General features: G+C 59.8%; 18 protein-coding genes and 1 riboswitch. Of the genes, 8 read left to right on the top strand and 10 right to left on the bottom strand.

What is annotated here, in order from left to right; all coding sequences use genetic code 11:
• A partial coding sequence (locus Q363_RS43560; protein WP_483782918.1) for a hypothetical protein occupies positions 1-203 on the top strand: 203 nt, incomplete at its 5' end.
• 213 nt (positions 204-416) lie between these two features.
• Here the strand turns inward: Q363_RS43560 and Q363_RS37345 are convergent.
• Both Q363_RS37345 and Q363_RS45805 read right to left on the bottom strand, forming a co-directional pair.
• The gene (locus Q363_RS37345; protein WP_281176132.1) at positions 417-1,046 is read right to left on the bottom strand and encodes a TetR/AcrR family transcriptional regulator; all 630 of its coding nucleotides are present in this window, start codon (positions 1,044-1,046) and stop codon (positions 417-419) included.
• A gap of 270 nt (positions 1,047-1,316) precedes the next feature.
• Positions 1,317-1,445: a hypothetical protein gene (locus Q363_RS45805; RefSeq protein WP_281176131.1), complete on the bottom strand. Its 129-nt coding sequence runs from the start codon at positions 1,443-1,445 to the stop codon at positions 1,317-1,319.
• Between the two features lie 689 nt (positions 1,446-2,134).
• Between Q363_RS45805 and Q363_RS34655 the strand changes: the two genes are divergently transcribed.
• Positions 2,135-3,766, top strand: a complete 1,632-nt coding sequence (locus tag Q363_RS34655) for a DHA2 family efflux MFS transporter permease subunit (protein WP_051979767.1) — start codon at positions 2,135-2,137, stop codon at positions 3,764-3,766.
• A gap of 445 nt (positions 3,767-4,211) precedes the next feature.
• Positions 4,212-4,343: a hypothetical protein gene (locus tag Q363_RS45800; protein WP_281176130.1), complete on the top strand. Its 132-nt coding sequence runs from the start codon at positions 4,212-4,214 to the stop codon at positions 4,341-4,343.
• A 383-nt stretch (positions 4,344-4,726) separates the two neighbouring features.
• On the opposite strand, the gene Q363_RS34650 is transcribed toward Q363_RS45800, so the two are convergent.
• The 6 genes from Q363_RS34650 to Q363_RS34625 form a co-directional block, all read right to left on the bottom strand.
• The gene (locus Q363_RS34650; RefSeq protein WP_035359602.1) at positions 4,727-5,461 is read right to left on the bottom strand and encodes a cupredoxin domain-containing protein; all 735 of its coding nucleotides are present in this window, start codon (positions 5,459-5,461) and stop codon (positions 4,727-4,729) included.
• Between the two features lie 7 nt (positions 5,462-5,468).
• The gene (locus tag Q363_RS34645) at positions 5,469-6,974 is read right to left on the bottom strand and encodes a hypothetical protein (protein WP_035359601.1); all 1,506 of its coding nucleotides are present in this window, start codon (positions 6,972-6,974) and stop codon (positions 5,469-5,471) included.
• 2 nt (positions 6,975-6,976) lie between these two features.
• Positions 6,977-8,809 (bottom strand): sensor histidine kinase, encoded by a 1,833-nt coding sequence (locus Q363_RS34640; RefSeq protein ID WP_035359598.1) that lies wholly within the window; start codon positions 8,807-8,809, stop codon positions 6,977-6,979.
• A gap of 24 nt (positions 8,810-8,833) precedes the next feature.
• Positions 8,834-9,511, bottom strand: a complete 678-nt coding sequence (locus Q363_RS34635; protein WP_342667487.1) for a response regulator transcription factor — start codon at positions 9,509-9,511, stop codon at positions 8,834-8,836.
• 326 nt (positions 9,512-9,837) lie between these two features.
• Positions 9,838-10,503, bottom strand: a complete 666-nt coding sequence (locus Q363_RS34630; RefSeq protein ID WP_035359594.1) for a hypothetical protein — start codon at positions 10,501-10,503, stop codon at positions 9,838-9,840.
• A gap of 652 nt (positions 10,504-11,155) precedes the next feature.
• Positions 11,156-12,007, bottom strand: a complete 852-nt coding sequence (locus Q363_RS34625; RefSeq protein ID WP_035359593.1) for a sugar phosphate isomerase/epimerase family protein — start codon at positions 12,005-12,007, stop codon at positions 11,156-11,158.
• Positions 12,008-12,193: 186 nt separating this feature from the next.
• On the opposite strand from Q363_RS34625, the gene Q363_RS34620 reads away from it, so the two are divergent.
• The 4 genes from Q363_RS34620 (at position 12,194) to Q363_RS34605 (ending at position 19,134) form a co-directional block, all read left to right on the top strand.
• Positions 12,194-15,691, top strand: a complete 3,498-nt coding sequence (locus tag Q363_RS34620) for a TonB-dependent receptor (protein WP_035359591.1) — start codon at positions 12,194-12,196, stop codon at positions 15,689-15,691.
• Positions 15,692-15,799: 108 nt separating this feature from the next.
• Positions 15,800-16,765, top strand: a complete 966-nt coding sequence (locus Q363_RS34615) for a sugar phosphate isomerase/epimerase family protein (protein ID WP_035359589.1) — start codon at positions 15,800-15,802, stop codon at positions 16,763-16,765.
• A 55-nt stretch (positions 16,766-16,820) separates the two neighbouring features.
• Positions 16,821-17,864 (top strand): FAD:protein FMN transferase, encoded by a 1,044-nt coding sequence (locus Q363_RS34610; RefSeq protein ID WP_051979757.1) that lies wholly within the window; start codon positions 16,821-16,823, stop codon positions 17,862-17,864.
• A gap of 37 nt (positions 17,865-17,901) precedes the next feature.
• Positions 17,902-19,134, top strand: coding sequence for a Gfo/Idh/MocA family protein (locus tag Q363_RS34605; protein WP_035359585.1), 1,233 nt, complete (start codon positions 17,902-17,904; stop codon positions 19,132-19,134).
• 938 nt (positions 19,135-20,072) lie between these two features.
• Here the strand turns inward: Q363_RS34605 and Q363_RS37340 are convergent.
• Both Q363_RS37340 and Q363_RS34595 read right to left on the bottom strand, forming a co-directional pair.
• Positions 20,073-21,251, bottom strand: coding sequence for a hypothetical protein (locus Q363_RS37340; RefSeq protein WP_051979756.1), 1,179 nt, complete (start codon positions 21,249-21,251; stop codon positions 20,073-20,075).
• Between the two features lie 11 nt (positions 21,252-21,262).
• Positions 21,263-22,735, bottom strand: a complete 1,473-nt coding sequence (locus Q363_RS34595; protein WP_084081051.1) for a DUF2252 domain-containing protein — start codon at positions 22,733-22,735, stop codon at positions 21,263-21,265.
• A 170-nt stretch (positions 22,736-22,905) separates the two neighbouring features.
• Positions 22,906-23,097: riboswitch (cobalamin riboswitch) on the top strand.
• A gap of 110 nt (positions 23,098-23,207) precedes the next feature.
• On the opposite strand from Q363_RS34595, the gene Q363_RS34590 reads away from it, so the two are divergent.
• A complete protein-coding gene (locus Q363_RS34590; RefSeq protein ID WP_035359677.1) occupies positions 23,208-25,610 on the top strand; it encodes a ribonucleoside-diphosphate reductase subunit alpha in 2,403 nt (800 codons plus the stop codon).
• The last annotated feature ends 8 nt before the right edge of the window (positions 25,611-25,618 follow it).

Below are 25,618 nucleotides of genomic sequence, written 5' to 3'. Positions count from 1 at the left end.
ATGCTGTTCCCGGCAACATCGACCAGTTGTCCAACTTCAAGCATCGCCTCCATCGACTATGGCGAAACGTTTTGGTTCGTCGCAGTCAAACCGCGAGAAAGAAGTGGGCGAAATATACCCCAATCTTCGACAGATGGATCCCACCACCCCGCATCCTGCATCCCTATCCCGAGGCTCGCTTCTACGCCACTCATCCTTCGTAAGAGCCGTATGCGTAGACGCGCCTGTACGGATCTCTCCGGGGGGCGCTCAGTAATGAGCGTCCCTACCGGGACCAGAACTTGTAGAACACGTTGCCGTCGCGCCTCCACGAGCGACTTGCCCTGTCATCACCAACTGAGACTCTACTTGCGATTTGCCCTTCATTCGGGAGTAATGAGCGGTGATCGGTGGAATTGTTGCGGCCAGCCGAGTATTCATGCGGACGATATCAAATGATCAAACAGAGATTGAACCAGGCTGCGCGTGCTTTTCTGAGAGAGTTCTGTGCCAAGGATTCTCTGGGTGACTGCCAGACCATGAGCGAGATTGATGACAACCGTGATGAAATCATCCGGCTTCAATCTCGAGGTGACTTCAGGAGAGCGCAAGAGGTCCCTGACAAGCTCACCTCCGTCGCGAAGCTGCTGCCGATGCACTTCAACAAAGCTTTGCCGGATACGTTCGCTTCGAAGAGCTCCGACCTCGAATTCAGCACGAAGCACGATCCAATCATGGTCCGTCATCAGGTCGGCAATGGCGTCCCGCATTTTGTTCAACCGCTTCTTGCCTGAAGGCTCTTCCTCCAATAGAGACCGGAAGAAATTCAGGTGGCGCGCCTGTTCCTCATGGATTACAGCGACAAACAGCTCTTCCTTACCGTCGAAGTTGGAATACAGAGCGCCCCGAGAATAACCGGCATCCTCCGCGATCTTCTCCGCCACAGCGCCGCCAAGCCCGTAACGCAGAAAGTGTCTGCGTCCTACGGCGATCAATGTGGCACGAGTCTGTGCTCTGCTCTCCTCGCGCGTAAGTCGCTTTCGTGGTTTTGTGCCGCTCACTGGCATTTTAATCCTTAGCTGCCCCCGATCGTTGCTCTGGTGATTCATTGACTACCTCTAAGAAACGTAAGACACACTCAGATGGCGCCAACGTCAGGATCCAAGTTGTGCCGACACGATTCTGAACACAATGAACACTCTACATCCTGATACGAGGATAGCTTATCTTCTGGAGGTCTTGCCTGACAGCCTGAATCCTGAAAGGATTCGCTTTGAACCGAGCGCCCCTTCAACTCCGAGGCATTGACGCGAAGATATACCGCGAGAGTTACGTGCTCAGGCTTTTAAAACAATCGAAATGACCACAACCACCGCAACGGCCACAATCGCAATGATTGCGAGAACTACACACCACAAGTACGCCATTGGGATGTCTTCCAGGTCGTCTTTCATTTTGGTTTTCATGGTTGCTCCTTAGCCATTGCGCGTGGAGACGAGAACTTTCCGGCGAACGGGCAAATACATCGGCATCACACACCGGTCCCTGCGAGAAGATCGCAGTAATCTTTAAGTGGGCTGGAAATCGAAGGCGGTCAGAGATGCGCCCATCTCTGGCGTACCAGCATTACACCCAATCCGAGGCACACGATTTGCCGTTACCCGCAACGTCGGCATATATAGCGGTCCCAGCCATGCGATGTATGCAGAAAGAGCATGCTGTCCGTGCTTCATACAAATCCCCCAGAACCCGAGGACCATGCAGACTAGGCCCAATACGAAACAGATCCATTGCTCGATAACAACAATCGCTGTGGGGTAAGCGCTTTTTTGTTCGTCTCCTCCCTTCTCCCTCATCCTCCGCCCGACACTCAATGTGCGATGGTGGCCGAGGTGTCCACCATCTTCATGAAGACCGCATGTGCCGCGATCATAGCCTTGCACCGGGAATATGACTTTGGTTGTTAATATTTGCCTATGCCTGTGTCTGCCATCATGGGTCCCTTGACAAACCTCTCCTAGACATACAATACGATTGCAGATACAGTATGTATATTAATTGAAGGAACACTAATGCTCAGCCTCGCAAAAAGAGCAGTAAACGGAAACAGTTCGCAAAGTGTTAGAGGTGACCGTGGATGGTTGGGCTTGCGTCAATGAATTCGACAACGCTTACTCCACCGGAAAGGAAAGCGGAGGTCAGAGAAGTCGGGAGCAGCGGGCGATGGAAGCCTAGTGTCAACCCCTGGCTGATCGCGGCCACAGTTGCCCTCGCTGCCTTCATGGAGGTTCTCGATACCTCCATTGCCAATGTCGCCCTTCCACACATTGCAGGTGATCTCGGCGCCAGCACCGATCAGGGAACCTGGGTTCTCACCAGCTATCTTGTCTCCAACGCGATCATTCTGCCAGTGGGCGCCTGGGCGTCAAGCGTCATCGGCCGCAGAAACTTCTTTTTGCTGTGCATCACCATCTTCACGGTCGCAAGCTTTCTTTGCGGTATCGCGCCGACGCTCCCGATCTTGCTCTTTGCGCGTGTCCTTCAGGGCGTCGGGGGTGGCGGCCTCCAGCCCATGGCGCAAGCTATCATGGCGGATTCCTTCGAAGAAAAGAAGCGCGGCCAGGCCTTCGCGCTCTACGGTCTTGTGGCAGTGCTTGCGCCGTCACTCGGACCGACAATCGGCGGCTGGATCACCGACAACTACTCATGGCGATGGATCTTCTACATTAATCTGCCCGTCGGCATACTCGCGTTCTTTTTGGTCAGTCGCCTGGTCGAGGATCCGCCCTGGATCAAAGCAGATCGTGCCAATCTCAGGAGACTGGACTACATCGGCCTCGGGTTGCTCACGGTCGCCATGGGCGGCATGCAGATCATGCTCGATAAGGGGGAAGAGAATGACTGGTTTGCCTCCAACTTCATCCGCATCTTCTGCCTTCTATTCGTTGCCGGTATGACCGGCCTGATCTGGTGGCAGTGGCGGGCTAAGAACCCCATCATGAATTTGCGGCTATTCAAGTACAAGAATTTCGCTATCTGTTGTTTCCTCATGATTCTGGTCGGCGGAGTCCTGAATGCTGCAACCGTACTTGAGCCCCAGTTCCTGCAGCAACTGATGGGCTACACGGCAACCCGCGCCGGAGAGGCCCTCGCAGGCGGAGGACTTGCCCTGCTCGTCGTTATGCCTCTGGCAGGAATAGCTACCGGCAGGTTTCCAGCAAGAAATATGGCTGCGTTCGGTTTCGCCTGCTTCGCCGGCGCGTTCTATTACACCTCCACGCACTTCACGCTCACCATGACCTTCGGTTTTGCCTCCTGGTTGCGAATTCTTCAGATGTTCGCGATTCCTTTCGCCTTCATCGCCATCACCACCGCAGCGTATGTCGGACTTCCGAAAGAGGCGAGCAATCAGGTCTCCGGGATCATCAACTTCGTTCGCAATGTTGGCGGCAGCATCTTCATCGCCGTCACTGGAGCGATCGTCACCAACCGTTCTCTCTTCCACCAGGCGCGCCTGCAGGAGTCCATGCAGCCCGGCAATCCCGCGTACGTCAACCATGTCAACGCGCTTACCTCTTACTTTGGCGGTAGCGGCAAAGGACCCGGACCCGGCCTCATGGCACGAGCTCTTATTTATCAGCAACTCAATCAGCAAGCTGCTGCGCAGGCTTATCAGGACATCTACCGTCTACTCTGTTGGATGGCGATGGGCATGGTGGTGTGCGCCTTCATTCTGAGCAAGAACAAGCCCGGACAGGGAGGTGCTGCGGGAGAAGCGATGCACTAGCAACAGACCTCACCATCAGGCCAGTATCACCGGACGAAATTGCACTTCTAAAGGCTCCGAATGGCGTGTGAGGCCATAAATCTGACGGACGTTATTTCAATCAGGAGATAGGGTTCCATGTGCGATAAGAAAACCAGCTCGATTGTTCGTCACGATCGATTTATTAAGGGACAGCTTTGGCTCTTTGTAGCGCAGAGCCGCTCCCGGAGTGGATGGCATGACATGGCAGGAGTATGAAACCGGACTGGAGGATCGGCTCGCCGATCTGCACAGCAGTTGCATCGCGGAGCCTACCGGGCGCTGCCATCGAGAAGGGGTTATATCGAGAAAGGCGACGGACGGAAACGTCCGCTCGGGATCGCCGCACTGGAAGACAAGATCGTCCAGCATGCGGTGGTCACCATCCTCAATCAGAGTTATGAGGTAGACTTCCTCGGCTTCTCGTATGGCTTTCGTCCGAGGCGCCGCCAGCCAGGCGCTGGACGCGCTGTCCTATGCGCTCGTGAAGAGGAAGGTGAACTATGTGCTTGATGCTGATATCCAGGGCTTCTTCGATACCTCGACAAAGCATGGCTGAACTGGACGTGGAGGAGTGCTGAACTAGTACGGCCCTACTAGCTAGTACGGCCCTACTAATGAAGGAAGGGGAAGTGGCGCTTCGCTGCGATTGATTCGAACTGCAAATGCACTACTGGAAGGGCGCTGAAGCGCAAGGTTTTTCGTGTACACGTTCGGGTACAGACGTCAGTTCGTCATAATTTCGGCAAGCTACGCTAAATTTACAGACGGGAATGGGCTTAGTCAATTCGCTAACTACGCTAACTTCCCCTTATTTATCATAGATACGGTGTTCTTCGGAGACTTAAAATTTCGCAGACCTTAACCGGTCGTGGGGGTTCAAGTCCCCTCCGGGCACCATAAAATGAGAGTGTTGATTGCGCCGCACGCGATTGGTCGCGGCTAGTAAGGCGGGTGTGGCTCCGGCCGATAGTCCTCGCCGAACTTGTTCTTATGGTTTCCCAGCGGGCTGGCCGTGGGCTGCATCGTAATCTCTCCCAGGCGAACCGTGCCCGCACCGGGCCCGATCTGTACGACGTGCTGTGTCTCGCTCCCGTGAAGCCACGCCGCGTTTTCACTCCACACGTTCATGCGGTAGCTTCCCGGCGGGAGATCGTGAATCGTAATGAGGCCATCCGCGCCGGAGACTGCATAGTAAGGAGTGCTGAGCGCGAGGACGACGGCCCCCATCTCCGGGTGAATGTTGCAAAAGATATAGGAGATACCTTCGCGATCGAATCGTACGGAGCGGCTGGTGCCGGACTCGTAAAGTCCCAGGTCGAAGCGCTTGCCGTTGAAGAGCGAAAAGACGTTGTGAAAGAAGGGATCTGCGTTGGGGAACTCGACGTTGGTTCCCGTCGGCACCACCAGCAGGTGAGGGTGAAACTGCTTGTCCTTCTGGAGCAGACGGTAGGGCGGATGCACTGCAGGCGCAGGTTTCGGGTCCTCCGCGCGCGTCGGGGAGAGCCACACGACGACGTTGGCCACGCTGGAGTTGGTCTTCTGAGCGGTGCTGGCCGTTCGCTTGTCGGTGTGCATGACGATCCGCGCCGACACGTCTACGCCCTGGGCCAGAAGCGTGGGTCCAATGAGCGTCGTGCAATAGGCGATCGTCCAGCGAAGCGAACTGCGCACCATTCCTCCTCTAGAACTGATATCCAACCGAGAGCGTAAAGATGTCTGCGGTGCTGCCCTTGCCCGAGATCGGCCACGTCCAGATCCTACGGTACTCCGGCGAGAAGATCAGGTAGGTCTTAGGCCGATAGATCAGGTTGCCGGCTAGCATCCGATTGCGCGCCCGCAGCTCGGTCTGGCTCGCGTTTGAAGGTAGATTGACTGCGTGAAAGTCGCTCGCAAAACCATTGTCCTGTCCGATGGTCGCGTTTGCCTCAAGCGACCGGCCGAAGTGGGATTTGAACTGCGTCCAGCCACCGATGTCGTTCAATCCGCGCCACACGGTGGCACCTGAGATCGGATCGGTGCCGAAGATCACGTCTTTATAGACTCCGCCGCCGAGGCCGCCGAGCGAACGGCCGCGATATCCTTCACCGCTCAGCTCGAAGCGATGTGCCAGCGGGACGCGCCAGTCGGCCGTGAAGGCCCACGCGTCGTTGTTCGCGCTGCCGTACGTCTGGCGGCTGTAGTATCCGCCGACACCTGCCTGGAATCCACGCTCGCCGCCTGAGCCAAAGGAGACTCGTCCTTCATAGCCGGGCTGTTTGGTCTGTTCGCCTGCGCTGGGAGCGCGAAAGACATCGCTCTTGTTGTACCCCGAAGAGGAAGGGTCCCACAGTCCGAACTCCGCCATCCACTGCTTGTCATCAGAGAGCGGGAAGCGATGAGCGATTCGGAGCTGCGGAGCCCAGCTCCACAGGTTTCCGGCCCAGGCCATACCGGGCTCTGCAACCGTCGCGTATGAAGTGGGGTTGAGCGGCGAAATGAGCGGAGCGACCATGCCGAACTGTACCGAATCCCGCGACCAGTCGAGATTGACGCTGGCCGTTCTCATGCGGACTATGCCGGAGGCGGTGCCGTAGTTGCTATACGCGATGCCGCCGAAGAAGTCCAAGCTCACGTCGGCCGAGCTTCTGGCGCCTGCGATTCGCGGCCCGTTCGCTTCGATCCCAAGAATCGTCTGGCGCATGGTGGCTCCCGCGCTTCCATCGCTTGTGCCGGGAGTCTGGCGTGTCGCGATGGATGGAAGATCGATGTTGTCCACCGAGCCGCGATTGAGGAATCCGTTGAAGAGAATGAGCCCGGTGAGCCGCACCGGATATTTGGATCCGCTCTCGACCTTGCTCTGGTCGAGGACCTTGACCTGCGCCTCGACGGTCTGTTGGCGCTCCTCCATCTCTTGTGAGCTGGAGCTGGCTACCTGCGCCGGTGCGGGGTCGACTGGACCGGAGGCGGGCGCGGTGTCCTGTCGAGAGGCCAGCTGCTGCCTGACCGCGGCCAGTTCGGCCTGGAGCTGAACGATCTGCTGCTGCGACTGGTCGAGCTGCTGGCGCGTGGTGGTGAGGGCGTTCGAGATCGCCTCGAGGCGCTGCTCCATCTCGGCGTCGGTGGTCTTGAGCTGCGTCTGGGCGTGGAGTGCGATTGCGGATGAACTCGCAAGGAGATACATCAGAACAGTGCAGGTAAGGTCTCTCATCGTCAACCTCGTCCTTGGATCGAAGCTTGCGCTTGTGTCGGTGCGGATCGTCTGCCGGATTCATGGCTGAGGGCTGGGGCGGCTGCTTTGGGAATCGTGATGGTGAAGACGGTGTTCTCTTCCGCGGTCTGCGACAGGGTGATGCTGCCTCCGTGTTCTTGCGCGATCTGCTGGGCCAGCGTGAGGCCGAGGCCGATGCCGCTCTCGCGCCCCTCGCTGACGAAGGGGAGGAAGATGGTCTGACGGATCGCCTCGGGGACGCCGGGACCGTTGTCGGCGATGCGGATGTGGATCGCGTCCTCGTCTTCAAGCAGGCTCAACGAAACCGCTGCGGGGCCGTGTCCGCGGCGCGCGGCCTGGCAGGCGTTGAGCAGGATGTTGTAGACAGTGCGCCCGAGCTTCTGCTCGTCGACCCAGACGGTGAGGGAGGAGAGCTCGCTTACCGTGATGCGGACGTCGCGGGCTGCGGGGTGTGAACGAACCATGTTGACGGCGCGCTGGAGGATGACGGCGATCGATTGATATTCCGGGTGCAGCGCTCGTCCTGTTTGGGTGAACAGGAGCAGGGAATCGAGCAGGTCGGTCATGCCCTGGACCGCGTCCTTGACCTCCTGCAGGAGCTCCTCGCGCTCGGGCTGCGCGAGGTTGCCGTCGCTCATGAACTCGGCGTTGGCGTACATCGCCGAGAGGTAGTGCCGGAGGTCGTGGGAGATGGAGCTGGCCATTCTTCCGATCGTGGCGAGCCGCTCGGAGTCGATGAGGTCCTTCTGGGTGCTCTGGAGCTGGACGCGCATACGGTCGAAGGCGCGGCTGAGTTCGCGGATCTCGGAGGCTCCGTGCTCGCTGAGCTTGTAGTCGAAGTCTCCATGGGCGAGGGCGCGGGTTCCGCCGACGAGCTCTTCGAGAGGCTGTGTGATGGTGCGTGAGACGGAGACCAACATTCCGGTTCCGACGAGCAGGGCGAGCAGGCCGAGGGTGAGGACCCAGCGATTGACCTGGCCGATGAACTCGGTGGATTGCGCGAAGGATTTGAGGACGATGAGTTGGGGCGCTTCAATTGCGTCGCTTGTGGTTGAGGTGGGCTGGAGGCAGACGGAGGCGGCGAGGTAGTCCTCGTCGCCGAGGTGGATTCTGCTTCCTTCGGGCGGCGAGTGAAGGACCGAGTTGAGTTGAGAGAGGAACTGCTGCTGGAGGTCGGGGTTGAGTGTGCTGGCGACGACCTGCTGGCCGGAGGTGAAGGCGACCTCGGCGGCCGCGGCCTGGCTGACCTCGCGAGCGACCTGTTCGTCGATCGCGTAGGCGGAGGCGACGAAGCCGAGGCGTGTTCCTGTAGTCCTCGCTCCGAAGACGAGGGGCTCGATGGCTAGCTCGTAGAGGCGGCCATCGACGGAGAGTGTGCTGACGTCTTCCGTGTGCTGGAATGCTTTCCTGAGGGCGTGCTCGACGCTGGCGCGGTGGAGGGAAGGGCCGGGGTTGTAGAAGGCGATGAGCTCGCCGTTCGGCTCGAGGAGGGCGAAGAGATCGCTTCCGCTGACGGCCCAGAACTCTACTCCGCCGTCTTCGATGGTTCGGGCGTCGTGGGTGGTCATCAGGGCCTTGAGGCTGGGGAGGTCGGCCAGAAGGGCGGACTCGTTGAGGAGCATCTGGCGGCGCTGGCGCTCGAGGTTCTGGTAGGTCATCACGGAGTGGCGGAGGTCGGAGGCGAGCGAGGTGCGGGCCTGGCGCTCGACCAGCGTTCGGATGACGAGAAGACTGACGATGGTGCAGCCGAAGGAGATAACGAGCAGGGGAATGAGGAGCGTCGTTCTGACTCGCAGCCTGTACCTCAGCGCCATGGCTCGGAGCCTTTCTTTCCTTCGCTAGCTTCCACGAACAAATTTGTAACCGATGCCGTGCATGGTGCGGAAGTAGACGGGATGGGCAGGGTCGGTTTCGAGCTTCTGCCGAAGCTTCATGATGTGGTTATCGACAGTGCGTGTGGTTGGGTACGAGGTGTAGTGCCAGACGTCGGAGAGGAGCTCTTCACGGGTGATGACGCGGTCGGCGTTTTCGACGAAGTACTGGAGCAGCTTGATCTCGTGTGCGGTGAGGGTGACGGGAGCACCGTCTTTGGTGATGACCATGCCGGAGAAGTCGGCGGTGACGTTTCCGAAGGAGATCTTCTGGTTGGAGACGGGGCGCTGGGTGCGGCGGATGGCGGCCTGGACGCGGGCCAGGAGCTCGCGGGGGCTGAAGGGCTTGGTGACGTAGTCGTCGGCTCCCATCTCGAGGAGGAGGACCTTGTCAGCGACCTCGGAGACGGCGCTGAGGACGACGACGGGGGTGGTGGCGGACCAGCTCTTGATGCCTTTACAGACCTCAAGGCCGGAGAGGCCGGGGAGCATGAGGTCGAGGACGACGCCTGCGGGTTTGAGTGTTTTGCAGCTATTGAGACCTTCGATGCCGTCGGAGGCGAGGGTGACGTCGTAGCCTTCGGTGGTGAACTGGCGATAGAGCGCCTTCTGGATACGGGGGTCGTCTTCGATGACGAGAATCATGCTCACGGTGATGTCCTCCAAAACCATACACGCTATTTTCGGGCGAACGGTTTTAGCTAGATAGGTTATATACCCGTTGATGTGAAGAATGGGCCAAGATGCTCAGGGAGAAGGACTTTATGCGATGAAATGACAGATTGGAGACAAGCCGGAGACATTTGGGGCCTGTTGTTGCTGAAGGGTTTGGGATGCGGCGCGGGATGAGACGTGGGCTGCGGGCATTGATCGAAATACAGGGCTTTCTCCATTCCCCCTCGGCTCGCTCCCCCTCGCTCGGGGTCCGGTCGAGATGACGACTTCTGGGGGAAGACGCGGAGGGGTGCTGCTCACCTCTGGTGAAGGGTGTGGCTTAATGGGTCCTCGGTGGCTTGAAGGGTGGGGAGGATCTCGGGAGCGGGTTGTGGTCCAGGTTTGCGGTCTTCGGGGGAGCCGGGCTGGGGTTCGATGCTGTGGTGGGCGAGGGCTTCGAAGATGGCTGCGGTGGTCTCGCTGGGGGTGGGGAGTTCGGGCTGAGGCTGGGGAAAGATCTCGCGATCGAATGAGGGGTCGGCTAATGGGTTGGAGTCGAACCGCAGGTCCTTCGACTTCGCTGCGCTCCGCTCAGGATGACACGCTGGGAAGGGGTGCTCAGGATGACACTTTGTTTCCGGTACTGTCGTCTGTTGATCGTGACCGTTCTGATCCGGGTTGAGCTGGACCGGGGTGTTTGCGATCGGAGTCTCCGGCTTGACCTCTGGTGGAGCTGCGTTGCTGGCCTGGTGATCCTTGATGTTGGTGGTGGCGATCTGTAGGGCGTAGAGGAGGAGGCCGGCGCGACGGGGGTCGATCTCGTTGTAGGCGAGGCGGGTGATGATCTCGATGGACTCCTGGATGGCGGCTCGGGTGCGGGGAGGCGCGATGTGGAAGCAGTGACGGCGGGCCTGGCGGCGCTGGGGATCGGCGACGGGCTTGCGGGAGTCGTGGTGGTAGTAGCAGAACTTTTCACCGCGCATGGCGTGGGAGCCGCAGCGGCGGCCTTCGGGAAGGGTGTGGCGGCACTACTGGCGGCGGAAGTTGTCGTTACTGTTCTTGATCTGCTCGATCAGTTCTGCTGCGTCGATCATGGGGGCCTCCGTCCTTTTGTGTGCAAAGTCTTCGAAACAGGGATGTTAGGTTTGGACTCTGTAGTTTTGGGTTAAAGCGAAGGCCCGGCTGTGGGCCGGGCCTGTCTTTGTTTACTCTTTAAGTTTAATGGATGGGGTGAAATGAATCGGCGCTTTTGGCCGGTTTATTTTTCTGAGCATAAGAGTCTTTTATTGTTGTGTTTGCGGTTGTTTATGGAAGTGATTTATGAGGTTTTGGGGCTTGACAGCGGTTGGGCTCGCCTTGACGCCTCGATCGAATACGGGGGTTCTTCGCTTCGCTCAGAATGACGATTTAAAAAGGTGTGCGCTAAGGTTACGGAGGGTGGAGTTGTAGCGGCGCGATTTGGGGTCGCGCCGGGAGTGAAAAACGCAGATCCCTTCGGCTTCGCTCAGGGCAGGCTCTTCGACAGCGGTGCTCACGGTGAGGCTGTGAGCACCTTCGCTCAGGATGACACTTTCTACTTAGCGAACATCATTGGTGACGCGAAGGATTTGCGGTATGGCATAGCTGCGTTGCGGATTAGTGGCCCATGCCGGCGATGACACCGCGCATGTAGGCGAAGCTCTTGATGACTCCGGGCATTGGGTCTTCGGCGTTGATCTCGTATTCGAGGTCGACGTTGCCTTTGTAGCCGATGTCGACGAGGGCGCGGAAGATGCCGGGGATGGGCAGGATGCCGTCTCCGACGGCGACCTGGCTCTCCTTGACGTTGCCCTCGGCGAGGTCCTTGATGTGCATGTCGTAGAGGCGTGGGCCGACCTTTTTGATGGCGGTGACGGGGTCGACTCCGGCACGCATGGTGTGGCCGACGTCGATGCAGCAGCCGATACGCTTATCCATCTTGTCGACGACGGCGAGGATGTCGAGGGGCGAGGGCCACTGTTTGTCTTCGGGACCGTGGTTGTGGATGGCGAGCTTGATGTCGTATTCCTTCACGAATTTTTCGACACGCGGTAGGACCTGTCGGGTGGGGGAACCGACGATCATGGGGATTCCGGCGGCTTTGACGTAGTCAAATTTGGCGCGGATGTCGTTGTCGTCGTCCTTGTCGAAGTAGATGGTGCCGGCGGCGGTGAGGGTGAGGCCGGCGGCGCGGTACTCGGCGGCGCGGGTGGCGACCTGGTCGGTGGGGGTCATGGGGAGGTGGACGTCTTTAAGGTTGAGCAGCGTGCAGTTGAGCTGCTTCATGAAGGCGATGAGGTGCGCCTGATCGAACTTGCGGAAGGTGTAGCTGGCGATGCCCAGCCGGATAGGAGCAGAGGAGGGCTGGGCGGGAGCGGCGAAGGAAGAGGCAGAGTCGGAGAGCAGAGCGGAGGCGGCGAGCATGGTTCCGCCACCGATCAGGGAGCGGCGCGAGATGGTTGGATTCATGCACGGCATCGTAGCTGCTTGCGCTAGTGGTCGTCCAGTTGGAAGGCGTATTCACGACTGGTGAGAGCGCCGTTTAACCGATTTGACACATTTGAATCCTTGCTGCTAATTTTTCGTTCGCTCTTAGAACAATACGTTTCGCCGGGGCAGGGAGATCGCCTCATCTTTTCCGGGAGGTTTCACGTGATGAAACGCAAACTGGTCTTCTTCTGGGTTGTTGTTTGCTTGTTTACGTTACCGCTTTCGTCGTTTGGACAGGCGGTGAATGCGACACTGCTGGGCACGGTTGAGGACTCGACCGGGGCGACGGTGGCCAACGCGAAGGTGACGGCGACGAACGTGGCGACAGCGGCGTTGTTTGAGTCGGTGACGAACGACGCGGGTAACTACACCATTCCGAATCTGCCGCCGGGAACGTACTCGGTGTCGGTTGTGGCGCAGGGGTTCAAGAAGGAGACGCACCAGAACATCGACGTGCTGATCAACACGTCGACGCGCGTGGACTTCAGCGTGGCTCCGGGCTCGGTGTCGGAAGAGGTGATGGTGACGACGGCGCCTCCTCTGTTGCAGACGGACCGGGCGGATATCTCGACGAAGCTGGAGACGCAACAGATCTCGAATCTTCCGTTGACGACGAACCGGAACTTTCAGTCGCTGCTGAACCTGGTTCCGGGAGCTTCGCCGGCGACGTACGAGCACTCGCAGTTCTTCAATGCGCAGGGGGCGCTGCAGACGCGGGTGAACGGTATGCCGCGCATGGGCAACCTGTACCAGATCGAGGGCATTGACGATGACGAGCGGACGGGGTTGCTGCAGATCATCATTCCTCCGGCGGATTCGATCCAGTCGGTGGACATCTCGACGAACAACTTCGATGCGGAGATGGGCCGTGCGATGGGTGGCGTGGCGAACGTCATTCTGAAGTCTGGCTCGAACTCGTTTCACGGCTCTGCGTTTGAGTACATTCAGAATAACTCGGTGAATGCGCGATCGTACTTTGGCGGGCCGCTGGGGCATCTTTCTTACAACAACTACGGTGGCTCGATTGGCGGGCCGATCTTGAAGGACAAGCTGTTCTTCTTCGGCGACTACCAGGGAAGCTCGGACCATGAGCAGATCAGCAGTACGTTTACGATTCCCGATGCGCGGTACTATACACCGAATGCGCTGGGGAATATCGATCTGAGTTCGATGCTGTCGGGAAATCCGAACACAGCCGGGTTCCGGCAGGGCCAGATCTTCGATCCTAATACGGGAGACGGAACGGCGGGCAGCCCGCGCGCGGCGTTTGCCAATAACCAGATTCCGATCAGCCGCGTAAATCCGGTGTCACTGGACATACTGAGGCGGGTGAATGCGGCGGCTGCGCAGTACGGCAGGCTGACTCCGACGGCGTCGCTGCTGACTCCGGCGAACAACTACACGACGAATCTTCCTTTCACCAAGGGAACGAACAGTTGGGACACGAAGATCGACTACACGCTGAACGAGCGGAACCACGTCAGCGGACGGTTCAGCTGGCAGCGGGTGAATACATTCCAGGCTCCGGCGTTCGGGGGTTTCCTGGGTGGACCCGCGGGCGGCGGCTTCCAGGGCGACGGAACACAGACCTCGTACAGCACGGGTGTGAACTACGATCGCGTCTTTTCGCCGACGCTGTTTACACAGGTGCGGTTCGGTGTCGCTCACCTGCGCAACAACGCTCAGCCGAGCGACTATGGCTCGAACGACGCCACTGCGCTGGGAATTCCGGGTGTGAACATTGACCAGTTCTCGAGCGGCCAGGTGGGAGTCTTCCTGACGGGCTTCGGCCAGACGGGACAGGACTATCCGCTGATCGGGTACTCGGCTTCGGTGCCGTGGATTCGCGGCGAGTCGAACATCGACTTCGTGAATAACTGGACGAAGATCATCCGGAACCACACGCTGAAGTTTGGCGGCGATCTTCGCCGCGTGCGTGACGATCTGTTGCAGAACCAGACGTTCAGCCCTCGCGGTCTTTTCCGGTTTGTCGATCTGCAGACCTCGGATTCGAGGAGCGCGGGAACCAACCTGGCCAATAACATTGCGAGCTTCCTGTTCGATCGTCCGAGTCAGGTGGGCCGCGACGTGAACACGTACTTCCCGGCGTATCGGCAGTGGTGGTTCTTCGCGTTTGCCACCGACAAGTGGCAGGTGACACCGAAGCTGACGTTGGACCTGGGGGTTCGCTGGGAGTTCTATCCTCCGGCGACGCCGAAGATTGATGGCGGCTTCAGCAACTACGATCCGGTCGCGAACAATCTTGTGATCGCAGGCGTTGGAGGCAATCCTTCGAACCTCGGTATGGAGACGCGGTACCGCTACTGGGCCCCGCGCACGGGCTTCGCGTATCGCGTGACGGAGGACACGGTGGTGCGCGGCGGATTCGGCATCAGCTATATGCCGTTTGCGGATAACAACTACGCGTACAACTATCCGGTGCGGTCGAACAACGCCTACAACCCGAGTGGTGCGAGCCCCTATACGGCGGCGGTGCTGGCGGATAATACGACGATTGCGACCTTCCAGGCGGGGTTCCCGGCTCCGATTGCGGCCCCGATTCCTTCGAACGGCATCATCCCCGTGGTGACGCCTGCGCTGGCGGCGCAGCAGATGTTCTATGTTCCGCTGAACTATAAGAATCCTTATGTGGAGTCTTGGAACCTTACGATTCAGCAGGCGCTTCCTTACGACATGTCGCTGCAGATTGCTTATGTCGGAAATCATGGTGTGGGGATTCCGGGGAACATCGACATCAACAATCCAACAGATGTCTACGGCGGCGGCAATGCTTCGAAGCCGGAGTACAACTGCGTTGGATGCCCTCCCAATGTTCGCCGTACGGCTGCGACGCAGAGGATATTCCAGGGATTTTCTTCGAACTACAACTCGCTCCAGGTACAGATGAACAAGCGGTATGCGCGAGGGCTCGGGCTTACCACGGCGTTTACGTGGGGTAAGGGGATGGGCTATGTGATCAACGACGATGAAGGCATTTTCTTCTTCACGACGGCAAATCTGCGCAGGAACTACGCTCCGACCAACTTCGACCGGACGGTGAACTTTGAGCAGAGCTTTACGTATGAGCTTCCGGTTGGGCGTGGGCACAGGTATCTCAACACGGGCGTAGGCGCGTATGTGCTTGGAGGATGGAAGCTGGCGGGCGTGATCTCGGCGGTGACGGGTCTGCCTTTCTCGGTGTATGCGAACAATGGCCCGCTGAATACACCGGGTACGGCGATGCTGGCGAACCTGACGGGCGTGTACAAGGTGACGCACCAGGTAGGACCCAATAACTTCTGGCTGGATCCGACGGCTTTCTCGCAACCGGCCGGGTGCGCGGGAAGGTCGCCGTGTACCGCGCAGAACGTTCAATTGGGCAACACAGGGAGGAACCAGTTCCGTGGGCCAGGGTATGTCCAGAACAATGTTTCCATCTTCAAGAGCTTCCCGATCTGGCGCGAGGCTGCGCTGGAGATGAGGCTCGATGCGTTCCAGATGACCAACACGCCGCAGTTCGCGAATCCGAACTCCGGCAGCGGCAATATCTTTACGTCGGGGAATTTCGGACGCGTGACGAGCACGCTAGGCAGCGGTCAGGGCAGCGTGAACGGCGTGGGCGGCGGGCGCAGCCTGCAGGCTTCAGCGAGGATTACGTTCTAAGGGCGAGGGCTGGATGGTTGCTTCGGTAGACAGACGGACCGGCCTCTTCTGTACGATGAGGTCGGTCCTATTTTTTTGGGCGAATGACCTAAACAAAGGGGAGTGACGATGGGCGTGATCTCGCGGCGTGGATTTGTGGGTTCGATGGCAGCAGTGAGCGCGGCGGCTGCAGGGGGCAGGGCGTTTGGCTTTGCGGGAACGCAGCGGTTCAAGGTCGCGGTGATCACGGACGAGATTACGCAGGACTTCGACCGCGCGTGCGCGGTGGCGTCGAAGGATTTTGCAATGCACTGGGTGGAGCTGCGGGGGATGTGGGGTAAGAATCTGATGGCGCTAGATGAGGCTCAGTTGGCCGAGGTGGAGAAGACGTTGGCGAAGTACAGCCTGCAGGTGACGGACATTGCGAGTCCGCTGTTTAAGGCAGACTGGCCGGGGGCGCCGAAGTCGGAGTTTGGGCCGAAGAGCAGCTTGGCATCGGGCGATGTGTTGAAGCGCGAGGACGAGATTCTGGAGAAGAGCGTCGCGCTGGCGAAGCGGTTCAAGACGGACAAGGTGCGGTGCTTCGATTTCTGGCGGCTCGAGGATGTGACGCCGTACCGGGCGGCGATCGACGCGAAGCTGACGGAGGCTGCGGAGAGGTGCGGGCGGCATGGAGTGATGCTGGTTCTGGAGAATGAGATGGCGTGCAATACGGCGACGGGACGCGAGGCGGCGCGGACGCTAGGCGCGGTGAAGTCGCAGCATCTGGCGCTGAACTGGGACCCGGCCAACGCGGTGATGCACGGCGAACTCGATGCGTTTCCGGTGGCGTGGAACATGCTGCCGAAGACCAGGATTCATCACTGCCATGTAAAGAATGCGGTGAAGGGCGCGGACGGCAAGGTGACTTGGTCGCCGACGGGGAAGGGGATTATCGATTGGGCAGCGCAGTTTCGGGAGATGGCGAAGGCGGGATACCGGGATGCGGTGAGCCTGGAGACGCACTGGCATGGAGGTGCGAGTCCGGAGGAGTCGACGAAGACGAGCTGGGTGGGGATGAGGAAGGCGCTGGTGGAGTCAGGGAATCTGGCCTGATTTGAGATGGATATGATTTGGAGTGCCGTGAGTGTGCGGGCGGCGCGGAGGGTGATTGCTGTCTTATCGAGCTGCGGTTTTGTTGTGCGTGCTGTTGGGGTGGGTATGTGGTTTGGATGGGCACCAGCCGGCGAAGTCGCTGAAGCTGTTCCATGAAGTGCATCGGGCGATGGGGTCGGAGTTTGCGATCGACCTGTATGCGCCGGATGAGGAGACGGCGGAGCAGTGGATGCAGACGGCGTTCGACGAGATTGATCGGCTGGAGGATCTGCTGAGCAACTACAGGCCGACGAGCGAGCTTTCGCGGATCAGCAGGGAGGCGGGGAAGGGGCCGGTGACGACGGACCCGGAGACGTTCGCGTTTCTGGAGAAGGCGGTGGAGCTGAGCAGGCGGTCGGGCGGGGCGTTCGACATGACGGTGGGGCCGCTGATGCGGGCGTGGGGGTTCTTCTTCGACAAGGGGAGGGTGCCTACGGAGGCTGAGCTTGCGGCGCTGCGGGAGAAGATAGGGTGGCAGCATATCAAGCTGGATGCGGCGACGAGGTCGGTGCGGTTCGACAACGGCGCGAGCATGGAGCTGGATCCGGGCGGGATTGGGAAGGGGTATGCGGTGGATCGAGTGGCTGCGCTGCTGCGCAGCGAGGGAGTGACGGCGGCGCTGGTGTCGGGCGGGTCTAGCAGCATCTATGGGATGGGGGTGCCTCCGGGAGAGGTTGGGTGGAGGGTGAATGTGCCGGATCCGGTGCGGGAGGGAGAGACGATGACGTCGGTGATGCTGAAGGATATGTCGCTGTCGACCTCGGCTTGCACGGAGAAGTTCTTTATCAAGAATGGGCACAGGTATTGTCACATTCTGAATCCGCGGACGGAGCGGCCGGTGGAGGACAAGCTGCAGACGACGGTGATTGCGCCTTCGACGACGGACAGCGACGCGCTTTCGACGGCGACGTTTGTGATGGAGCCGGAGGCTGCGGCTAGGCTGGTGGAGACGTTTCCGGGGGCGGCGGCGGTGATGGTTTCGGGGAGTCCGGCGCATCCCGGTTACAAGAGCGTGCTGTGGCCTGGAACGCTTAGAATGAAAGAGGGTGTCCGGCAATGAAAGCGGATCACGGCGAGGGTGGGAGGAAGACGGCGAAATGATGAATCGGCGGTTTTTTGTACAGGGGTTGTCGGCGGCTGCGCTGGCGGCGAAGTCGGCGAACTCGCTGGCTGGGACAATCTTTGATGATGCTGGGGCTGAGAAGGCGGCTCCGGTGCGGCTGGGGATCATCGGGCCGGGGAGCCGAGGCAAGGAGCTGGTGCGGTGCTTTCTGCGGGTTCCGCGGGTGAAGATTGTTGCGGCTGCAGATGTGTATGAGCCGAGGTTTGCGGAGCTGAACCAGGTGTGCGGGTACACAGTCGAGGCGCACAAGGACTATCGCGCTCTGGTGGACCGGAAGGACCTGGATGCGATTGTGGTGGCGAGTCCGCTGAGCTATCACTCCGAGCACGTGCTTGCGGCTCTGAAGGGCGGGCACAATGTGTACGGCGAGAAGACGATGGCGTTCACGGTGGAGGAGACGAAGGAGATCGTGAGGGCCGCCGAGGGCGGAAAGCAGCTGTACCAGGTGGGGCATCAGTATCGTTATGCGCCGTGGATTCGGGCGGCGGTGGAGAAAGTACGGAACGGCGAGATCGGTGAGGTGACGCACGTGTTCGGGTACTGGCACCGGAACAGCGACTGGCGTCGGCCGGTTCCGAATCCTTCGCTGGAGAAGCTGATCAACTGGCGGCTGTATAACGAGTACTCGCTGGGATTGCTGGCGGAGCTGGGGTCGCACCATATCGATGTGGCGAACTGGATCTTCGGAGAGGCTCCGCGGGCGGCGATGGCGACGGGAAGCGTGGTGGAGTATCACGACGGCCGCGAGAACGACGACAACGTGCAGGCGGTGTTGAGCTACTCGAAGGGCCGGCGGTTTGTGTTCAGCTCGATAACCAGCAACGCGAAGGTGGGCGACCAGCTTTGGGTTTATGGGACGAAGGGCAGCCTGAACCTGACGTTGCTGGACGCGCTGTTCTACTACGAGCCGAAGCGCGCGATCCAGGTTCCTGAGGCGAAGGGCACGGTGACGGCGAAGGGAATTACTACCGGGGCTTCGTACCACCCGGGTTCAGAGATGCCTTATCGCGGGCCGGGGAAGAAGCTCGAGATTCCGGTTGCTGAGGATCCTACGGCGACCGCTTGCGCGGCGTTTATCGACTGCATACGGACCGGGAAGAAGCCGGTCGCAGATGCGCGGGTTGGGCTGCGGGCCGCAGTGGGAGTGATTGTGGCGAACCAGTCGCTGCAGGAACGGCGGGAGATGGCGATTCCGAGCGCGGTTTAGCTGGTTCATGGTACCTCCTCCCCCTCGGTACAAAAGTTTGCAAAGTATTCGAACCAGGGAAGATAGTTGAGGTACTTCCCTGGTTCGGGTTAAAAGCGAAGGCCCGGCTTTTTGAGCCGGGCCTTCTTCTGTCTCTATTTCTATTGTAGTAGGTCTGGTGGAATTAATCGGCAACGTGGATCTTGTTTGGTTTGTGTGGGTTGGGGGATTTTGGGGCTTGACAGCGTTTTCGGGCTGGCCGGCCTGTGGAAATCGCTTCGTCCTTCGGACTTCGCTCAGGCCTACGGCAGTGCGGTGGTCGCTTCGCGACGGCGATTTAGACGCGGGGCTGAAGAGGGTGCTGAAAAAGTGCCTCGCGAGCGAAAAGCATGACCTCAGTGGCTAAAGCCGCACTCATAATAGGGCAGTTACGGCACGGCTGAAGCCGTGCCCTTAAGCAAAACAGGGTTCTTCAGTACCCTCTGAAGTCCCGCTCTACCTCAGAGGAAGCGGCGTGGGAGACCAGAGGAAACGGCGTGGGAGACCGAGGATGAAGCCCTTCACAACCTGCGCGTTACCTCAGAGGCGACGGCGAAGTGCGAGCCGTTCGACTTCGCTCAGGGCAGGCTCTTCGACTGCGCGGCTTCGCCGCTTCGCACAGGATGACAGAAAGATTTTGGGATGTTGGTGTTTCCGTTCTGCTTGACGGCTCGGAATGAGGGGGAGATGTCTTGCGCGGTTCGGATCTTTCGGTAGTGCGGTTCGAGGTTCGCTCGAATGTTCCCACATCTCAAAATCGAGATGTGGGGTACCCGGCACCCGGCGAAAAATGCAGGTCCTTCGACTGCGCGGCTTTGCCGCTTCGCTCAGGATGACAATTTTGCGGGAGCCCCCGTGAGAGACTGTAATCTTTCGCGTAGATGTCCCACTCTTCAAAAGGAGGGACCGGATGGCTGCGCTTACATGACGGCTTTGACGAGGAGTTTGAGGATATCTTTCAGCGGGAGAACGATGAGGAGCAGGGGCGACATGGGGATGAGGCAGGCGAGCGCGAGTTGGATCGGCGTTCGCGGGTCCATCGGGAGATGATCCATTTTGGCGACGATATGGAAGCTGTTGCCGAGGTCGGCGAGGGACTGGATGTCGGCGGTTCCGAGGAGGGGTTCGCCGTCGGGATTCTCGCCTCGTACCCATTTGTGGTGAAACCTGGAGGTGTAGGCGGTGGCGAGCGCTCCGTATTGATAGAGGCCCAGGATACGCATCTCGTGGAGTTTGTGGAAGAAGACAACGACGGGGATGAGGACCAGGATGACGACGATGACCACGTAGGCGACGATGGCGGGGGCGAACTGCTGGAGCGGCACCTTGTCGTAGATGGCCTGGTCGGCGATGACGCCGGCGATTCCGGCGGAGTAGGCGAAGAGGACGACGCTGAAGAACTGCTGTGTGCGGCCGACAAATCCGAGGCCTCCGGCCTCGTCGGGGTGCGGGGGGAAGATCTGGAGGTCGAGCTTGCTCATGCGCCAGAGGAACTGTGCCCAGAGGAGGAGTCTCCAGAACCAGCGGAGGACGAGGAAGTTGAGCAGCGGGCCGCAGAAGAGGAATGCCCACACACCTGCGAGGGTGCGGTCGCCTGGTGCAGTGCTCATCCAGTTGGAATGCTGGACGGCCAACTGCTGGGTGCCGAAGAATGTGATGCTGAAAGCGATCAGAACGAGGATGAGTTCGGCGACGAAGGAGTCGCGGAGGCGAAGACCGCGTTCAACGGCGTCGTCGAAGGCATCGTAGTCATTCGAGGTGATGATGCCCGAGGTGACGAAGTAGGAGGCTGACTCGGCGAAGCGCGGACCGAGAATGATTTCCGCGAAGACGAGCAATGGGATTGCGATGACGAAGCGGGAGTAACCGCTGTAGTCGCGGAGGAAGGGAACGGCGACCTCATGCCCGAAGGCGTGGTGCTGGATAGCAGAGAGGACGAAGAGGACACCCCAGGTGAGGAGCATGGCGAGCAGGGCGCGGAGCACGATGTGGGGAGCCTCCTTCTGGATGAGGCCGAGGCGACGCTGGATTCGGTAGAGCGGACCGCCTTCCATGAGGAGAAACTCGCGGCCCTTCGGAGTAGGGAGCTTTTCAGTCATTTGCGGTTCCTCTATGTGCCCATGAGGGCTTGAACCTTTCGGTCGTTCTTGAAGGCATTGACGAGCGCGGCGTGGTCGAGCACGGTCTGGTCGCCGTAGGCCTCGGCCCAGAGGGCGAGGGCGTCGCCGAGGACAGCGGATTTGCCACAGTAGCCGGCGATGGCGGCGGAATCGGCGCTGCGGGCGTGAGCGCGGGCGAGGATGGCCCCGCAGGCATGGGCGTAGAAGTTGAAGGAAGTTCCGGAGAGCCACTCGACGGGGATGGAGCCCTTCATGTTCTTCATCTGGCGAACGTAGTAGGGAGTGGAGCCGATGCTGGTCCAGCCGAGCATGACGTCGGTGGAGGCCTGCAGGGCGCGCTGTCCGGTGACGATGCGCTTGCCATCGTGAGCGAACTCCTCAAGTCGGGGAGGAGCGTAAGGGGCATGGGCTGCGGGCATGCCCTGCTTGACCTGAAGGAAGAGCGGGTCGTTTTCGCCGTTGCCGAAGAGGAGGACGAGGTAGGCGCGCGTGCCGACGCTGCCGACGCCGACGACGCGGTGGGCGACGTCGATGACGCGGTATTTGGTGAACATGTATTGGCGTTCGCGGTAGAGGGTGGGGGCGTAGTCGTGGAGCGCCTGAGTGACGGCCTCGTGGGTCCTGGCGTCGACGCGGGTGAGAACGGGAGGGTCTTCGCGGAAGCGCCAGCCACCTTTGGGAAGTTTTTCAGCGACCTTGTTGAGCAGGGCGATATTGGTTTGTGTGGAGGCCTTGGCAACGGCTTTGCGGACGACGGCCTGAGATTTCGCATCGATTTTGACGACCGGGTTTTCCTTGCCTGGGTAGGCATGGAGATACCAGATGTCGAGAATTCCCATGCTTTCGAGGCGCGCCATGTTGAAGGTGTAGCTGGCGACGCAGCGGCGGACGGCGGCGTCGCGCTCGCGGCGATTGAAGCCGTTTTCGCGGGCGGCGAGGTTGACGCTTGCGGTGAGACGCTTGAGGTCCCACTCCCAGGGAGCGATGAGGGCTTCGTCGAAGTCGTTGAGGTCGAAGACGACGTCGCGCTGCGGGGTTCCGTAGAGGCCGAAGTTGTTGAGGTGGGCGTCGCCATCGATGACAGTGTAGATGCCGGAGATGGGGGACTTGTTGAGGTCGGCAGCCATGACGGCGGCGGCACCGCGATAGAAGGCGAACGGAGAGGCGCACATGCGGGCCATGCGCAGGGGAACGAGATCCTGCTGGCGGCCTTTGTTTCCCGCAAGAATGATCTCGACGCCGCCGGGATGGTCGGCGGGGCGGGTCCAGCCGCCGTGCGCTTCGCGCGGGACCTTGGCGCGAAGGTCTCGGCCAGCATTGTGGCGTTCGGCGACGGAGAGTTCTCCGCGGAACCTGCCGATCACGGTGGGTTTGGGAATGGTGCCGGTGATTACCTCGTCAGACGCTGACTTACGGCGTTTGGCAGTTGCGGTAGGAGGTCTTGCAGCGGTTCGTTTTTTCATTGCCTTACCGAAGCTCCCTTCGATATGGACTCTGTTGCTGTTCGGGAAAGATATCACGTATCGCTGAGACGCTTACTGGGAGTTTGCCAAGGGAGGCGGCAGAGAGCGGTTGTGGGGATCTGCGAAGCCACCGCTATATATAGATGTTGACCGGCTTCAGGGCCCTTGATATAGTGAGTGAACTTCATGGTGCCTCTGTCACGAGATTGAGGCTAAAAGGGAATCCGGTGAGAGTCCGGAGCTGCCCCGCAGCGGTAAGCAGGAACGAACGCTCCACGGGAGGCACTTGCCGATAGGCTGGGAAGCCGGAGCAAGTAGGTGGCCTGTAGAGTCCGAAGACCTGCCATGAGCGCGTGCTGAAAGAGGCACGAACTTCACACACCTCCGAGGGGAAGGTGCGGTGGCAGCGACCTGTCTTTCAGACAGACGGCTTTCCGCCTCATTCTTCGCTCGGAGCACAAGGATGCTCCCCATGGCGACGGCGCAGGCGACACTGACGGAACTCGATCCAAATTTCCCTCGAGCTGAAGAGGCTCCACAGATGCAGGTTCGCAAGCGCAATGGCGCGCTTGAGCCTGTGGATGTGAACAAGATTGTGCGTGCTGTGCAGCGATGCTGCCAGGGGCTGCCGCATGTCGATGCGATTCGGGTTGCTAGCAAGACGATCGGTGGGCTGTTCGATGGAGCGTCGACGCGGGAGCTGGATGCGATCTCGATTCAGACGGCCGCGGCGCTGATTGCGGAGGAGCCGGAGTACTCGCGGCTGGCGGCGCGGCTGTTGTTGGCGACGATTGAGAAGGAGGTCGCAGGGCAGAATATTTACTCGTTCTCGCAGTCGATCGAGGTGGGGCGGCGCGAGGGCGTGGTGTCGAAGGACGCGGCGGAGTTTGTTGCGGCGAATGCGAGGAAGCTGAACAGCGCGATCGATGACCGGTTCTCGGATCGGTTTGAATACTTTGGATTGCGCACGGTGTATGACCGATATCTGCTGCGGCACCCGATTACGCGGCAGGTGATTGAGACGCCGCAGCACTTTTTCATGCGGGTGTCGGCGGGGCTTTCGGTAAGGGTGAATAAGGCGGTGGAGTTTTATCGGCTGCTGGCGTCGCATGACTATCTGCCGAGCTCGCCGACGCTGTTCAACAGCGGGACGAAGCACTCACAGATGTCGTCGTGCTATCTGCTGGATTCGCCGGGGGACTCGCTGGAGTCGATTTATGACGCGTACAAGCAGATTGCGATGCTGTCGAAGTTTTCGGGAGGAATTGGGCTGGCATTTCATCGCGTGCGGTCGGAGGGGTCGCTGATACGGGCGACGAATGGGCTTTCGAACGGGATTGTTCCGTGGCTGCGGACTCTGGATGCTTCGGTGGCGGCGGTGAATCAAGGGGGGAAGAGGAAGGGCGCTTGCTGCGTGTATCTCGAGCCTTGGCATGCGGATGTGGAGTCGTTTCTGGAGATGCGGGATAACACGGGCGACCAGGCAAGGCGGACGTACAACCTGAATCTGGCGAATTGGATTCCGGATCTTTTTATGCGGCGCGTGGAGGAGGATGGGATGTGGTCGCTGTTCGATCCGAAGGTGGTGCCGCATCTGCCGGATCTTTATGGCGAGGAGTTTGCTCGTGCTTATGAGGTGGCGGAGGCGGAGCAGAGGTTTGTGCGGCAGGTGAAGGCGCGGGATCTGTATGCACGGATGATGCGCACGCTGGCGGAGACAGGCAATGGGTGGATGGTCTTCAAAGATGCATGCAATGTGAAGTGCAACCAGACGGGGCTGCCGGAGAATGTGGTGCATCTATCGAATCTTTGCACGGAGATCACGGAGGTGACTTCGTCGGCGGAGACGGCGGTGTGCAACCTGGGGTCGATCAATCTTGCGCGGCATGTGACGGAGGGAGCGTTTGACTTCGAGAAGCTGGCGGCGACGGTGCGGCATGCGGTGCCGATGCTGGATCGCGTGATCGACATCAACTACTATCCGGTGCCGCAGGCTGCTGCGGCGAATAGCCGGTGGAGGCCGGTGGGGCTGGGAGTGATGGGGCTGCAGGATGTGTTTTTTCAACTGCGGCTGGCGTTTGATTCGCCGGAGGCGAGGGCGCTTTCGGCGAAGATCCAGGAGGAGATTTACTTTCATGCGCTGACGGTCTCGTGCGAGTTGGCGGAGCGGCATGGAGCGCATGCGGCGTTTGCGGAGTCGCGTGCGGCGAAGGGCGAGCTGCAATTCGATCTTTGGGGAGTGAAGCCTGAGGATGGGGCGCGGTGGGAGGCTCTGCGGGAGCGCATCAGGAGCGTAGGGCTGCGCAATTCGTTGATGATTGCGATTGCACCGACGGCGACGATTGCGTCGATTGTGGGGTGCTATGAGTGTATTGAGCCGCAGGTGTCGAACCTGTTCAAGCGGGAGACGCTTTCGGGTGAGTTCATGCAGATCAATCGCTATCTGGTGCAGGAACTGAAGCAGATGGGGCTGTGGTCGGAGGCGATGCGGACGCGGATCAAGCTGGCGGAGGGATCGATCCAGGGGATTCAGGAGATTCCGGATGACGTGAAGCTGATGTATCGCACGGTTTGGGAGATGCCGATGCGGTCGCTGATCGACATGGCGGCGGATCGCGGAGCGTACATCGATCAGAGCCAGTCGCTGAATCTATTTGCGGAGTCGCCGAATATAGGACGGTTGAGCTCAATGTATATGTACGCGTGGAAGCGCGGGATCAAGACGACGTACTACCTGCGGTCGAGGCCGGCGACGAAGATTGCGAAGACGACGGTCGTCGCGGCCAGCCGTGAGGCGGTGGTGCCTGCGATGAATGCCTCGGCGAGCGTGACGTGTTCGCTGGATAACCCTGCGAGCTGCGAAGCCTGCCAGTAAATGGAGAA

Source organism: Edaphobacter aggregans DSM 19364 (genome assembly GCF_000745965.1).
In the GTDB taxonomy this organism is placed as follows: domain Bacteria; phylum Acidobacteriota; class Terriglobia; order Terriglobales; family Acidobacteriaceae; genus Edaphobacter; species Edaphobacter aggregans.
This window is presented reverse-complemented; position numbering and strand designations above follow the sequence as displayed.

Excerpts from the sequence above, each read along its gene's own strand:
- Q363_RS37345 (WP_281176132.1), bottom strand. The coding sequence starts at position 1,046 with ATGCCAGTGAGCGGCACAAAACCACGAAAGCGACTTACGCGCGAGGAG.
- Q363_RS45805 (WP_281176131.1), bottom strand. The coding sequence starts at position 1,445 with ATGAAAACCAAAATGAAAGACGACCTGGAAGACATCCCAATGGCGTAC.
- Q363_RS34655 (WP_051979767.1), top strand. The coding sequence starts at position 2,135 with ATGAATTCGACAACGCTTACTCCACCGGAAAGGAAAGCGGAGGTCAGA.
- Q363_RS45800 (WP_281176130.1), top strand. The coding sequence starts at position 4,212 with ATGGCTTTCGTCCGAGGCGCCGCCAGCCAGGCGCTGGACGCGCTGTCC.
- Q363_RS34650 (WP_035359602.1), bottom strand. The coding sequence starts at position 5,461 with ATGGTGCGCAGTTCGCTTCGCTGGACGATCGCCTATTGCACGACGCTC.
- Q363_RS34645 (WP_035359601.1), bottom strand. The coding sequence starts at position 6,974 with ATGAGAGACCTTACCTGCACTGTTCTGATGTATCTCCTTGCGAGTTCA.
- Q363_RS34640 (WP_035359598.1), bottom strand. The coding sequence starts at position 8,809 with ATGGCGCTGAGGTACAGGCTGCGAGTCAGAACGACGCTCCTCATTCCC.
- Q363_RS34635 (WP_342667487.1), bottom strand. The coding sequence starts at position 9,511 with ATGATTCTCGTCATCGAAGACGACCCCCGTATCCAGAAGGCGCTCTAT.
- Q363_RS34630 (WP_035359594.1), bottom strand. The coding sequence starts at position 10,503 with ATGCGCGGTGAAAAGTTCTGCTACTACCACCACGACTCCCGCAAGCCC.
- Q363_RS34625 (WP_035359593.1), bottom strand. The coding sequence starts at position 12,007 with ATGAATCCAACCATCTCGCGCCGCTCCCTGATCGGTGGCGGAACCATG.
- Q363_RS34620 (WP_035359591.1), top strand. The coding sequence starts at position 12,194 with ATGAAACGCAAACTGGTCTTCTTCTGGGTTGTTGTTTGCTTGTTTACG.
- Q363_RS34615 (WP_035359589.1), top strand. The coding sequence starts at position 15,800 with ATGGGCGTGATCTCGCGGCGTGGATTTGTGGGTTCGATGGCAGCAGTG.
- Q363_RS34605 (WP_035359585.1), top strand. The coding sequence starts at position 17,902 with ATGATGAATCGGCGGTTTTTTGTACAGGGGTTGTCGGCGGCTGCGCTG.
- Q363_RS37340 (WP_051979756.1), bottom strand. The coding sequence starts at position 21,251 with ATGACTGAAAAGCTCCCTACTCCGAAGGGCCGCGAGTTTCTCCTCATG.
- Q363_RS34595 (WP_084081051.1), bottom strand. The coding sequence starts at position 22,735 with ATGAAAAAACGAACCGCTGCAAGACCTCCTACCGCAACTGCCAAACGC.
- Q363_RS34590 (WP_035359677.1), top strand. The coding sequence starts at position 23,208 with ATGGCGACGGCGCAGGCGACACTGACGGAACTCGATCCAAATTTCCCT.